The sequence below is a fragment of the Idiomarina baltica OS145 genome (assembly GCF_000152885.1).
In the GTDB taxonomy this organism is placed as follows: domain Bacteria; phylum Pseudomonadota; class Gammaproteobacteria; order Enterobacterales; family Alteromonadaceae; genus Idiomarina; species Idiomarina baltica.
The window spans coordinates 43,045-55,226 of the sequence record NZ_AAMX01000001.1; the positions used below are offsets into that span (position 1 = coordinate 43,045).

Consider the following 12,182-nt stretch of genomic DNA (forward strand, 5'->3'; position numbering starts at 1 on the left):
TTATGAAAGCACTAGCGAAACTGCATTCAAAGCCGGGTATTTGGATGACCGACGTCGAGAAGCCGGAATTTGGTTATAACGACGTACTCATCAAAATTAAGAAAACCGCGATTTGCGGTACCGATGTTCACATTTATAAATGGGACGATTGGTCACAAAAAACGATTCCAGTGCCTATGGTTGTAGGCCACGAATACGTGGGTGAAGTAGCCGCCATGGGTGATGGCGTGCGCGGCTTTGAAGTCGGTGATCGTGTATCCGGTGAAGGGCATATTACCTGTGGTCACTGCCGCAACTGTCGTGCTGGACGCCGTCATTTGTGCCGCAATACCTATGGTGTTGGGGTCAACCGCCCTGGTGCCTTTGCCGAGTACCTCGTTATCCCGGCTGACAACGCATTTAAGTTGCCGGACGACGTCACCGACGATATGGCGGCCATCATGGATCCTTTGGGTAATGCGGTACATACCGCCCTTGCCTTTGATCTCGTTGGCGAGGATGTTCTGATTACCGGCGCAGGTCCTATCGGTATTATGGCGGCGGCAGTGGCTCGCCATGTCGGGGCACGTCATGTAGTGATCACCGATGTGAATGAGTACCGACTTGAGCTAGCCAAAAAGATGGGTGTAACTCGTGCCGTTAACGTGGCTGAAGAGAGTCTCAAAGACGTTATGTCAGAGCTGGGCATGAAAGAAGGCTTTGACGTTGGGCTAGAGATGTCCGGTGTACCGTCAGCATTCTCGCAAATGCTCGCGACGATGAACCATGGCGGTAAGGTGGCAATGTTAGGAATTCCACCTGAAAACGTTGCCATTGACTGGAACGAAGTTATCTTTAAGGGACTGGTCATTAAAGGTATCTATGGTCGTGAAATGTTTGAAACTTGGTACAAAATGGCCAGTTTGCTGCAATCAGGCTTAGATATTTCACCTATATTGACCCATCAAATGTCAGTTGATGACTACGAGGAAGGGTTCGAAACCATGGTTTCGGGTCAGTCCGGTAAAGTTATTCTTAATTGGGACTAACGATGACTCAGTCTGTTCGTCATATTTCATTGGTAGAAGCCCACCAAGCATGGGCTTCGGATGCCTCTCCTGTGTTCGTTGATATTAGAGATCCGCAATCCTTTCAAGCGGGTCATATCCCCAATGCACAACCACTCAACAACGACAATATCAGTGACTTCTTAGCGAATACCGATAAAGACACGCAGGTCATTGTTGTGTGTTACCACGGTATAAGCAGTCAACAAGCCGCGCTGGTGCTGGAATCGCAAGGCCTCACGCAAGTGAGTAGCATGGATGGCGGCTTTACCGCTTGGCAAACGGCCTACCCAGAAGCGGTCGAGCAGGGCTAAATTAATGAAACGCTTACTCACAACTCAGGATGGTCCTTACCTTCAGCAGTTATATGCGTGGCTTCGTAGCCAAGGTATCCCTGTCAGTGTGAGTGAGCGAAATGGCAAACTAGATTTGTTACTGCATCAAAGCAGTTACGAGGCACGGGCTCGCCAACTTATAGACGAGTTTAAGGCTGACCCAGACATCATTGCGGTTCGTGAACAGACAAAAAATCGTGAATTGCTAAATGACCTGATGAAAAATACAGGTTGGTTAACCCGCATCATTGCCGTGGTTTGCGTGCTTATGTTTATAGGCATTATGGCGGGCGGTGATACTTTTGTTCGTTACTTTATCATTAGTGATAGCTTTTCTCAGCTCCCGCTCGATGCCCCTTGGCGATTTATAACGCCCGCCTTTCTTCACTTTTCCGCTACCCACATCGTTTTTAACTTATTTTGGTGGTGGTATTTAGGTGGTCGGATAGAGGTCTATTTAGGGACACGCTGGTTGTTTGCCTTGTTCGTACTTACCGCTGTCAGTGCTAACGTGATTCAATTTCAGGTAAGTGGTCCTAATTTTGGCGGGATGTCTGGTGTGGTTTACGGTTTATTGGGTTTTTGTTGGCTATATAGTGGGCAGCGCAATACTCCACTTAAACTGCCACCTGCACTCATTCTATTTATGCTGGGTTGGCTGATACTTGGCTACACCAATGTACTCTGGGTCAACGTGGCAAACGAAGCTCACCTAGCTGGGCTGATAGCAGGTTGCATTGCAGGGATCACCGTTCGCAAACTCACGCCCAAACCGCGCTATTGATAAATATATTTCGTGAAAATGACTTGCTTGATCACCGTACTGCCGGTCTCCTTCGCCATCAATCGCTGTGCTTGTTCAAAACACTTAAGTCGCAACTGATCTCTGCCCGTCATTGTTCTGATTTGCTGTTCACTCGCTGTACTTAGGATCTGAATAAAAGCATCTCTCAACAATGGAGCGTGATGCTCTACCACGCTCACATTTTGTGGATTATCGACCATGACCTCTACAGCAACCCGAATAAAGCCAAGTCGATACTCTTCTTTATCCTTAATAAAATTTGTAATGATATCTGGCTCAAATCCATAGTAAGCGACATCCTGAGCTCGCGCGGCGCTTGCCGAGAATAGCGTAAGACTGAAAAGTAACAAAATGCTGAACAACCAACGTTGCAAGGTCATAATTCATTAGCCTTTATAATGTTTAACGGCAGTGGCTTTGGTATGATAGCCAAAGAATATCATGAGCACCAATCACTATGTCTATTGAATTTCTCAGTACCGAACCTTGTTGTTGGCAGCGTGCCTCCGATATCCAACTAGAGCCAACCGTCCGAGATTGGTTACTAGACGAGAGTTCACTTACAGCCAAGTTACGTTCGTTACCAGGCTCTTTTGCGGTGGAACTCATCGGTCAAACTGCGGCATCACCCTTTGCCAATGAACGTTCAAAGTTTCCACAGCAAACTCTTTTTGTTGTTCGGGAAGTACTACTCACTCTAGACGAGCGTCCATTCGTATTCGCTCGTAGCGTTTTTCCTATATCGGCGGCAGACCGGCATAACCTTAATTTGGGTGAGCTCGGGACACAGTCGTTAGGTCAGTCATTATTTAACCAGCCCGATTTAACTCGCTCGACTTTTGAAGTTACTCAACTACCCTTAAACCATGGTATCAACGAAATTAATCAGCACTTTTACCAGCAAAAAGGCCCTCTTTGGGGACGACGGAGCCTGTTCGAAACCCAGGGACAAAGTGTTTTAGTAAGCGAGTTTTTCTTAAGCCCTGTACCGATATACTGAGGTAATCAATGAATAAACTTAACAGCTATTGGCGTTTAATGCGCGCTGACCGTCCTATTGGTACTTATTTGCTCGCATGGCCAACGTTATGGGCACTTCTTATTGCCGGTGACGGTAATCCACCGCTCAAAATCGTGGTCATATTTATGTTAGGTACATTTTTAATGCGCTCAGCAGGCTGTGTGATTAATGACTTCGCAGACCGTAATCTTGATGGTCATGTGGAGCGCACAAAATTACGCCCTCTTGCTGCCGGTGAGGTCAACAGCACCGAGGCCATCCTGTTATTCTTTGGACTTTTGATACTCGCATTTCTGCTGGTGCTTCAGTTTAATACACAAACCATTATGCTGGCTTTTGCCGCAGCCGGTGTGGCATCTCTCTATCCATTTTGCAAACGCTGGACACAACTTCCTCAAGTCGTGTTAGGTATCGCGTTTAGCTTCGGTATTTTGATGGCATTTAGTGCGCTGAATAGCGATCAATGGTGGCTTGCGGGTGGCTTATTTATTGCTAATATCGTTTGGACCATTGCCTACGATACCGAGTACGCTATGGCGGATCGAGCAGATGACCTCAAAGTAGGCATAAAAAGTACAGCCATCCTGTTCGGTCGTTACGATAGACTCATTATCGCTGTCTTGCAGGTTGTGACTTTAATTATTCTCGCCGTGGTTTGGCATCACCTCAATGTGCAGTGGTACGCTTGGCTCGGTCTCATAGCCGCCGCTTGTCTGTTTAGTTATCAACATTGGATGATACGAGAACGAGCACCTAAGGCCTGTTTCCAAGCCTTTCTGCATAATCACTACATTGGAATGGTTATTGGCGTCAGCCTTGCGCTTCACTACTGGTATTAATGAGTCGAGCGGATGGTCAACGCATTTAGTCTGCGCTGACCATCAACTGTTGCACCGATTGACGAATCGTCTGCAAGATTGTCGGATCGAGCAACTCATCTATGTCGTCACTTAATGGACCTATTTCAGGCGCAGCCACTTGATCGCCATCATCGTTGACTTGCAAGAGAGATTGGGCCTTAAGGCTTGCGATAAAACTTGTCATGACTTTCTTATCATAGAACTCTGGCGCATCAATGCCATGAATCGAGCTGAGTCGTTCAGCGAGCGTTATCGACTGACGCTCAAGTTCGGCACGCTTAATCGGCTGCGCTTGCTGCAACAACTCTAAAACGATTGCATAACGCTGTAACGTCTCGCTTGCGCTGCCCGCCAATAATTTAAGTTGTAACCACGCCGCCGTTTCGCGGTTTGCTGCGCGCACCATCTCACCATCAAGGCTAATAAGCTGTTGGCGTTCTAATTCTTCTACGATAGCACGCACCCAAGTATCTAAATCCTTGTCGCTGTGTGACAAAAATAACTCAGCCTGCAACATGGGGTATACCGCGCTACAACGCTCGATAATAGTTGTGACGTTCACTTTTTGCTTGGCATGAATCAAAGATGCAATCACACCGGGTAATATCATTAAGTGAAGTACATTATTTCGGTAATACGTCATTGCAATAGCATTCGCTGCGTGCAAGGAGATGACCTGCCCCATTGAGTCATCTTCTACGTCAAACTTATCGGTGCGTAGCGCCAACGACAACAGCTCTTCTGCTGACTGCTCAGGTACGTTGACGTGATGCGTATATGGCACCTCGCGTAGTAAATTCAGGTAAACATTGATTTGGGCAATCAGTTCTTCTCGCGTTAGCGCATTATGCTCCGAACTTAATAGCGCCAATGCCGTGAGATTAACGCTATTGGCAGCCGCACAATCATTGATACCGCGCATGACTTGCTCGGCTAAGCCATTGACCGTCGGTGTTAACCAACTGGGTCTTTCGGGCTCTTCTGCGCCTCGTGTGACAGAACGCTGCCAGTCATCAACATGGTCATCCATATAGGCTTTTAAATCGATGGGCGAGCCGAAAGTAACAAATCCCTGACCAAAGTTTTTCAGCTTAGTGACGGACTTCAAAACTTGGAACAACGATTCTTTCTCTTTATTTTTACCTTTGAGCTCTTTGAGGTAAGTTGCTACCTCCATTACGTGCTCATAACCTAAGTACACGGGTACAATCGAAATCGGTCTTTGCTGACCTCTCAACATACCTTGCACGGTCATGGCAAACATACCCGTCTTAGGCGGCAATAAACGCCCCGTACGTGAGCGTCCACCCTCGGTAAAGTATTCGACCGGGTAGCCTTTCTGGAACAACCAGCATAGATACTCACGAAATACAGATGAATAGAGCTTGTTGCCGCGAAACGAACGACGAATAAAGAATGCGCCGCCACGGCGGAAAATCGAACCCACAGGGAAAAAGTTTAAATTAACCCCTGCGGCGATATGCGGAGGTACAAGACCTTGCTTATAGATAACGTAACTTAACAGCAAGTAATCCATATGACTTCGGTGGCAAGGTACATAAATGATTTCATGCCCTTGCTGGGCAAGCTTACGCACTTCATCGGCGCCTCGCACATCGATACCGTTATAGATTCGACTCCACATCCATGTCATAAAGCGATCTAATACACGTACCAAGGTTTCGCTGTAGTTGGCGGCAATTTCGTTTAAATAGCCTTTAGCCTTTTTTAAGGCTTGCGCCTCATCCACTTTATTAGAGCGCTGCTCATCTTTTATCGCCTTTTTAAGCGCCGGTGTTTTTAGAAGCTGGTTCAAAAGCTCATTGCGATCGCTCAATTTAGGACCCGCAACCGCATAACGCATGCGTACAAAGTGGACCCGAGCCACACGCGCTAGTTTATGCGCTATACGATAATCGGCGCCACTTTGACGACTCATCTGGCCTAAGCTTACAGGACGCGACATGCGGCATAGAACTTGACGCCCGGACAACATGATCAACCAGAACTTACGCAAATGCCCCGGGTTATCTAAGTCACCGGTCATGGCATTTCCCGCGTGAGCCTCTTGTCCGGGCTTGCGACCCCAAAATATCCCCACTGGGAGTAATTGTACATCCAGTTCAGGATCGGCTTGATGCGCTTCTAGTAGCGCTTGAAATTGCGAAAGTGCTCGTGCTGAAGCGGCGTCATCGCGCTCCGGTAACAGTAGCACTCGATCAAACGACTTTCCGTTGATGTAAAGGGGCTGTTGCGGATCGGGTAGCTGATTTTCACGCGCGGAACGCTGCAAAATAGCGAAGTCAGACTTGGCATTTGAGCGCATCACGTACACTACAGGTGCTGCCGTGATATCCGCCTGATCGGCCTCAGGTTTATCAATTATGGTCATTGCTCGTGTCATCCAACGGATAGGATGTTTAAAGAGCGCGTAACTCCAACTCACCGCGGTCATGATATTCCTTGCTACCCTTGCGTTTAAAACAGTAAGACAATAATCATAACAATTCCGTTCGAAAAAGTCGTCGAATAAAATGACTTGCATCTCACCAATACCTGTATATACTCACAGTATACTGTACAGATAAACAGGTAATTGATATGCGTCCACTGACTCCCAGACAAGCCGAAATTCTTGAGTTAATTAAAGATAACTTACAAGCAACCGGTATGCCGCCTACGCGCGCCGAAATCGCGAGTCGGTTGGGCTTTCGCTCAGCCAACGCTGCTGAAGAGCATTTAAAAGCGTTAGCCAAAAAGGGCGTGATTGAAATCATGCCGGGCATGTCTCGCGGCATTCGCTTAGTGGCTGAAGATATAGAAGAAGAGCTTGGCTTGCCGCTCATTGGTCAAGTGGCAGCTGGTGAGCCCATATTGGCCCAAGAGCATATCGAACGCCATTATCAACTCGATGAATCAATGTTTTATCCCAGTGCACAATTTTTGCTTCGTGTTAACGGGATGAGCATGAGAAATATTGGAATTTTGGACGGTGATTTGCTCGCTGTCCATAAAACTGAACAAGCGCGCAATGGGCAGATTGTAGTCGCCCGCGTTGAAGACGAAGTCACGGTTAAACGGTTTGAACAAAAAGGTCGTCAAGTACTATTGCATCCCGAGAACGAAGAGTTCTCTACGATTGTTGTCGACCTTGCCCAGCAAGTATTTGCTATCGAAGGACTTGCCGTTGGCATCATTCGTAACGGAGCATCTTTATGAAAAGACTACAATCAAACAGCAGCAATCACCCTGGACTATGGACATACAACAATCAACAGCCCGAAGTGATTACGCCTAATGTTGTTCCGCCTAGTTTATCAGCGGCACTTGAAGCGGCAGTACACAGCATCGGACAGCGCTGGATTACAGTTATCGGCGGACAGGCGAGTTTTGTACAACAACTTGTTAACGCAGGTATTCCTCGCCAACGTATTCGTTGGCTACGCCCAGGCAAGACGGACGATCGCGCATGGGCACTCGAACAAGCCGTATTATCAGGAACCAGTGACGTTGTGGTCGCTTGGGTTAGTGGCTTCGACAAGCGCGCTGCGCAGCGTATTCGTCTATCATCTCGAGTGAGCCAAACCCAGAGCTTCATGTTTGAAGAGGATGTATTAACCCCCCACCTGCACTAATCCCCCAACAGGGTTAATACATTTCTGGCTGCTTCGGCAGCCTTTTTTTTAACATTTATGGACACTTTTTAACCATTTAACGTTTTTGATCTAGATCTTTGTGTAGATTTTAGTTAATAAATGATACTACCCAACTATATAAATTAGTATAACTTATAAACTACAACAAAGAGTTGGTAGAGAAAGTGATTTCTGGGGAGAAGCTGTTCCTTTTTCTGCTTACCTCTTTGTTCTTCCAAGCTAGCATTTTGCTCAAGCAGAGAAGAATGAGAGGAGAAGTCACGTGAAAATGAAGCCGTTATGGGCACTACCCCTGTTGTATAGTGCATCTGCGCTTTCCCAAGAGCGCAGCCTCAACCTCACGAAAGGTGTAACAGAAGTCAGTCGGGACGTTTACGACTTGCACATGACGATATTTTATATCTGCTGTGTGATCGGTGTTGTCGTTTTTGGACTGATGTTCTATTCAATGATTAGACACCGCAAATCCCGCGGTCGTGAGCCCGCGAAGTTCCATGAGAATGTAAAGGTTGAAATTCTTTGGACGCTGATTCCGTTCCTTATTTTGGTGGGTATGGCGATACCTGCAACATCGACCTTAATAGCAATGGAAGATACATCAGATGCTGACGTAACTATTCAGGTCACCGGATCCCAATGGAAATGGCACTACAAATATTTTGATCGCGAAGTAGAATTTTTTAGTCGCTTAGCGACTCAACAACAACAAATAGATAATAAGTTTGATAAGAGTGAAAACTACCTTAGAGAGGTCGATAACCCACTTGTTTTGCCGACGGGTCAAAAGGTTCGTTTTCTCGTCACTTCTGACGATGTTATCCACAGTTGGTGGGTACCAGATTTTGCCGTTAAAAAGGATGCCAACCCCGGCTTTATTAACGAAGCCTGGACTCGAATTGATGAACCCGGTATTTATCGCGGTCAGTGTGCCGAGTTGTGCGGCAAAGACCACGGCTTTATGCCCATCGTTGTAATTGCAAAGACCCCTGAAGACTACGCTAAATGGATCGACGAGACAGAAGCAAAGCAAATTGCCGAGCAAAAGCGCCAGCAAGAGTTGCTTGATATGGAAATGTCGATGGACGAGTTAATGGCGATGGGTGAAAAAATTTATAACAGTACGTGTGCTGCATGCCATCAGCCTAACGGTCAAGGCATTTCAGGCACCTTCCCTGCGCTTGCAGGCAGTCCGATTGCGTCTAAGCCAGAAAATATCGATAAGCACATTGATATTGTTTTGCACGGTGTCCAAGGATCAGCGATGCAAGCTTTTGCCCAGCAATTAACAATGCAAGAGCTGGCTTCTGTTATTACTTACGAGCGTAATGCCTGGGGTAATGATACGGGCGAGATGGTACAAGCCGCCGACATTAACGCAGCAATGAATAAATAAGGAGACGGTGATGAGCACAGTAGTGGACGATCACAATCACGAAGCACACCACGATCATAAGCCGTCTGGCATTACTCGTTGGTTGTTTACCACAAACCACAAAGATATTGGTTCGATGTATTTGTGGTTTAGTTTAATTATGTTTTTTGTTGGCGGTGCAATGGCGATGGTCATTCGTGCCGAACTTTTTCAACCGGGTTTACAACTGGTGGAGCCTCAGTTTTTTAACCAGATGACCACCGTGCACGGACTCGTTATGATTTTTGGCGCCGTAATGCCGGCCTTTACGGGACTTGCGAACTGGATGGTGCCGATGATGATTGGCGCACCTGATATGGCATTGCCGCGCATGAATAACTGGAGCTTTTGGATTCTTCCATTCGCTTTCGTGATTCTTTTGTCATCATTATTCATGGAAGGCGGCGGTCCCGACTTTGGCTGGACGTTCTACGCGCCGCTCTCAACAACGTACAGTAATGACTCCACAGCGCTGTTCGTATTCGCCGTACACATCATGGGTATTTCATCCATTATGGGCGCGATCAACGTTATCGTAACCATAATCAACATGCGCGCGCCGGGCATGACTTACATGAAGATGCCTTTATTTGTCTGGACGTGGTTAATTACTGCTTTTTTATTGATTGCCGTCATGCCTGTACTTGCAGGCGCTGTGACGATGGTCCTCACCGATAAGTACTTTGGCACCAGCTTTTTTAATGCCGCCGGCGGCGGTGATCCGGTCATGTTCCAGCATATTTTCTGGTTCTTCGGTCACCCCGAGGTCTACATTATGATATTGCCGTCTTTCGGCATTATTTCAGCGATCATACCGACTTTCTCAAGGAAAAAATTATTTGGTTATTCCTCGATGGTGTATGCAACCGCCTCGATTGCCATTTTATCGTTTCTGGTCTGGGCACATCATATGTTTACTACAGGTATGCCCGTTTTCGCCGAGCTCTTTTTCATGTACTGCACGATGCTAATTGCTGTACCGACAGGCGTTAAAGTCTTTAACTGGGTTGCCACGATGTGGCGAGGCGCGATTTCGTTTGAGGTTCCCATGCTATTCGCACTCGCATTCGTGATTTTGTTCACGATTGGCGGCTTCTCCGGTGTCATGCTTGCGATGACCCCTGTCGACTTCCAGTATCATGATACTTACTTTGTCGTCGCTCACTTTCATTACGTGTTGGTAACCGGAGCAATCTTCTCTGTCATGGCAGCAAGCTATTATTGGCTGCCGAAGTGGACCGGACACATGTACGATACAACATTGGCAAGGCTGCACTTCTGGTGCTCTCTCATCTCGGTTAATGTGTTGTTTTTCCCAATGCATTTCGCGGGATTAGCCGGTATGCCTCGTCGTATCCCCGACTACGCGGTGCAGTTCGCAGATATCAACCAAATCACCAGTATCGGCGGCTTCGCCTTTGGTTTATCACAACTCCTCTTTTTATGGTTGGTGATCAAATGTGCGCGTGGTGGCGAAAAAGCAACAGCCAAGCCATGGGATGGCGCGGAAGGCCTCGAGTGGACCGTTCCGTCACCAGCTCCCTATCACACGTTTGAGACACCACCCAAAGTGGAGTGATCTTATGTCTGATAAACGTGCTAACAATAGTAAAATCGTCAAACGCCTGCTACTCACCGTAGCAGGCATGTTTGCCTTTGGTTTTGCGCTGGTACCGTTGTATAACGTATTTTGCGAGGTCACCGGGTTTAACGGACGTACCAACAACGAACCTGCTGCGGTCAGTCAACATGAGGTCGATAAAAGTCGTACCGTCAGAGTGCAATTTATTACGCGAACAGCACAGGGCATTCCGTGGAAGTTCGAACCGGAAATTAAAGAGGTGCGCGTTCATCCTGGCGAAGTACGTGTCGTAAACTTTCTTGCCGCGAACCCAACGCCTGATGATATGGTCGCTCAAGCGATTCCTTCTATCGCGCCAGCAGAGGCATCACTTTATCTTAATAAAGTCGAATGTTTTTGTTTCAATCAGCAACCGCTGGCCGCCGGCAACGATGCCAAAATGCCAATGCAGTTTTATATTGACCCTGACATTCCAGCCCATATCACCACCTTCACCCTGTCATACACGCTGTATGATATGACAGCCAACGCGACGCCAGAAGCTCTGGCTTTGCTTGAGTCAACAGAATAAGGAATACGTCGTTATGGCAGAACAACAACAAAGTTATTATGTACCACCGTCAAGCATTTGGCCCATCGTGGGAGCGCTTGGCTTAGGATTAATTGCATGGGGCGCCGCCCATACCGTTATTGAAGCAACCAGCGATACGCAAGGTTGGGGGTCGCACGTTCTTTTCGCCGGATTTGGTGTCATTGCGGTGATGCTGTTCGGTTGGTTCCGCGATCAGATCAATGAAACAATGAGCGGACTTCATAGCGATCAACTCGACACCTCTTATAAGCAAGGTATGAGTTGGTTCATCTTCTCTGAGGTGATGTTTTTTGGTGCCTTTTTTGGCGCGCTTTTCTACGCGCGAATGATTGCGGTGCCTTGGTTAGATGGCGCCAGCAATAACGTCATGACAGGTGAAGTTTTATGGCCTCAGTTCGTTGCTCAATGGCCTCTCGTTGAAACACCGGGTGGAACCAAAACACAAGCGATGGGCTGGTACGGATTACCATTGATTAATACCGTCATCTTGATCACCAGTTCGATAACCTGCCATTTTGCCCACGTGGGCCTGGAGAAAAACAAACGGACCCAACTCACTGCAATGCTTGGCCTAACAATAGTGCTCGGCATGATATTTCTCTATTTGCAAGGCACTGAGTATGTGCATGCTTACGAGGAGTTGGGACTCACCTTACAATCTGGCGTGTACGGAAACACCTTTTATCTGCTAACAGGCTTCCATGGCATGCATGTCACGCTAGGCACACTGATGTTGATCATTATGTTTTTACGCGTGCTTAAAGGACACTTCACGCCACAAAAGCATTTCGCCTTTCAGGCAACCAGTTGGTACTGGCACTTCGTTGACGTGGTGTGGATTTGCCTATTTGTGATTGTGTATGTGCTTTAAGGC

Annotated in this window: 13 protein-coding genes; 11 read left to right on the forward strand and 2 right to left on the reverse strand. The window is 47.3% G+C overall.

Annotated features, from left to right (window positions below; translation table 11 throughout):
* The first annotated feature begins 2 nt into the window (after positions 1–2).
* Genes tdh through OS145_RS00195 form a run of 3 tightly spaced genes read left to right on the forward strand, consistent with a single transcriptional unit; the run spans position 3 to position 2,165 of the window.
* The gene (gene tdh / locus OS145_RS00185; RefSeq protein WP_006953834.1) at positions 3–1,028 is read left to right on the forward strand and encodes an L-threonine 3-dehydrogenase, zinc-binding type; all 1,026 of its coding nucleotides are present in this window, start codon (positions 3–5) and stop codon (positions 1,026–1,028) included.
* Positions 1,029–1,030: 2 nt separating this feature from the next.
* The gene (glpE, locus tag OS145_RS00190; RefSeq protein ID WP_006953835.1) at positions 1,031–1,360 is read left to right on the forward strand and encodes a thiosulfate sulfurtransferase GlpE; all 330 of its coding nucleotides are present in this window, start codon (positions 1,031–1,033) and stop codon (positions 1,358–1,360) included.
* A 4-nt stretch (positions 1,361–1,364) separates the two neighbouring features.
* Positions 1,365–2,165 (forward strand): rhomboid family intramembrane serine protease, encoded by an 801-nt coding sequence (locus tag OS145_RS00195; RefSeq protein WP_006953836.1) that lies wholly within the window; start codon positions 1,365–1,367, stop codon positions 2,163–2,165.
* Here the strand turns inward: OS145_RS00195 and OS145_RS00200 are convergent.
* Entirely contained in the window at positions 2,159–2,566 is a 408-nt protein-coding gene (locus OS145_RS00200) for a flagellar basal body-associated FliL family protein (RefSeq protein WP_006953837.1), read from the reverse strand. The genes OS145_RS00195 and OS145_RS00200 overlap by 7 nt on opposite strands.
* A gap of 77 nt (positions 2,567–2,643) precedes the next feature.
* On the opposite strand from OS145_RS00200, the gene OS145_RS00205 reads away from it, so the two are divergent.
* A complete protein-coding gene (locus OS145_RS00205; RefSeq protein WP_006953838.1) occupies positions 2,644–3,186 on the forward strand; it encodes a chorismate--pyruvate lyase family protein in 543 nt (180 codons plus the stop codon).
* A gap of 8 nt (positions 3,187–3,194) precedes the next feature.
* Positions 3,195–4,046: a 4-hydroxybenzoate octaprenyltransferase gene (gene ubiA, locus OS145_RS00210; RefSeq protein WP_006953839.1), complete on the forward strand. Its 852-nt coding sequence runs from the start codon at positions 3,195–3,197 to the stop codon at positions 4,044–4,046.
* Between the two features lie 25 nt (positions 4,047–4,071).
* Here the strand turns inward: ubiA and plsB are convergent, their stop codons facing one another.
* The gene (plsB, locus tag OS145_RS00215; protein ID WP_006953840.1) at positions 4,072–6,522 is read right to left on the reverse strand and encodes a glycerol-3-phosphate 1-O-acyltransferase PlsB; all 2,451 of its coding nucleotides are present in this window, start codon (positions 6,520–6,522) and stop codon (positions 4,072–4,074) included.
* A gap of 146 nt (positions 6,523–6,668) precedes the next feature.
* On the opposite strand from plsB, the gene lexA reads away from it, so the two are divergent.
* The 6 genes from lexA (at position 6,669) to OS145_RS00245 (ending at position 12,179) form a co-directional block, all read left to right on the forward strand.
* A complete protein-coding gene (gene lexA, locus OS145_RS00220) occupies positions 6,669–7,286 on the forward strand; it encodes a transcriptional repressor LexA (RefSeq protein ID WP_006953841.1) in 618 nt (205 codons plus the stop codon).
* A complete protein-coding gene (locus tag OS145_RS00225) occupies positions 7,283–7,702 on the forward strand; it encodes an ImuA family protein (RefSeq protein WP_006953842.1) in 420 nt (139 codons plus the stop codon). The genes lexA and OS145_RS00225 overlap by 4 nt, the downstream gene beginning before the upstream one ends.
* A gap of 289 nt (positions 7,703–7,991) precedes the next feature.
* Positions 7,992–9,116 (forward strand): cytochrome c oxidase subunit II, encoded by a 1,125-nt coding sequence (gene coxB / locus OS145_RS00230; protein WP_040487493.1) that lies wholly within the window; start codon positions 7,992–7,994, stop codon positions 9,114–9,116.
* A 10-nt stretch (positions 9,117–9,126) separates the two neighbouring features.
* A complete protein-coding gene (ctaD, locus tag OS145_RS00235; protein ID WP_006953844.1) occupies positions 9,127–10,713 on the forward strand; it encodes a cytochrome c oxidase subunit I in 1,587 nt (528 codons plus the stop codon).
* A gap of 4 nt (positions 10,714–10,717) precedes the next feature.
* A complete protein-coding gene (locus OS145_RS00240) occupies positions 10,718–11,287 on the forward strand; it encodes a cytochrome c oxidase assembly protein (RefSeq protein WP_006953845.1) in 570 nt (189 codons plus the stop codon).
* 13 nt (positions 11,288–11,300) lie between these two features.
* The gene (locus OS145_RS00245) at positions 11,301–12,179 is read left to right on the forward strand and encodes a cytochrome c oxidase subunit 3 (protein WP_006953846.1); all 879 of its coding nucleotides are present in this window, start codon (positions 11,301–11,303) and stop codon (positions 12,177–12,179) included.
* The last annotated feature ends 3 nt before the right edge of the window (positions 12,180–12,182 follow it).

Excerpts from the sequence above, each read along its gene's own strand:
- tdh (WP_006953834.1), top strand. The coding sequence starts at position 3 with ATGAAAGCACTAGCGAAACTGCATTCAAAGCCGGGTATTTGGATGACC.
- OS145_RS00245 (WP_006953846.1), top strand. The coding sequence starts at position 11,301 with ATGGCAGAACAACAACAAAGTTATTATGTACCACCGTCAAGCATTTGG.
- OS145_RS00200 (WP_006953837.1), bottom strand. The coding sequence starts at position 2,566 with ATGACCTTGCAACGTTGGTTGTTCAGCATTTTGTTACTTTTCAGTCTT.
- glpE (WP_006953835.1), top strand. The coding sequence starts at position 1,031 with ATGACTCAGTCTGTTCGTCATATTTCATTGGTAGAAGCCCACCAAGCA.
- OS145_RS00205 (WP_006953838.1), top strand. The coding sequence starts at position 2,644 with ATGTCTATTGAATTTCTCAGTACCGAACCTTGTTGTTGGCAGCGTGCC.
- coxB (WP_040487493.1), top strand. The coding sequence starts at position 7,992 with ATGAAGCCGTTATGGGCACTACCCCTGTTGTATAGTGCATCTGCGCTT.
- OS145_RS00240 (WP_006953845.1), top strand. The coding sequence starts at position 10,718 with ATGTCTGATAAACGTGCTAACAATAGTAAAATCGTCAAACGCCTGCTA.
- lexA (WP_006953841.1), top strand. The coding sequence starts at position 6,669 with ATGCGTCCACTGACTCCCAGACAAGCCGAAATTCTTGAGTTAATTAAA.
- OS145_RS00195 (WP_006953836.1), top strand. The coding sequence starts at position 1,365 with ATGAAACGCTTACTCACAACTCAGGATGGTCCTTACCTTCAGCAGTTA.
- plsB (WP_006953840.1), bottom strand. The coding sequence starts at position 6,522 with ATGACCGCGGTGAGTTGGAGTTACGCGCTCTTTAAACATCCTATCCGT.
- OS145_RS00225 (WP_006953842.1), top strand. The coding sequence starts at position 7,283 with ATGAAAAGACTACAATCAAACAGCAGCAATCACCCTGGACTATGGACA.
- ubiA (WP_006953839.1), top strand. The coding sequence starts at position 3,195 with ATGAATAAACTTAACAGCTATTGGCGTTTAATGCGCGCTGACCGTCCT.
- ctaD (WP_006953844.1), top strand. The coding sequence starts at position 9,127 with ATGAGCACAGTAGTGGACGATCACAATCACGAAGCACACCACGATCAT.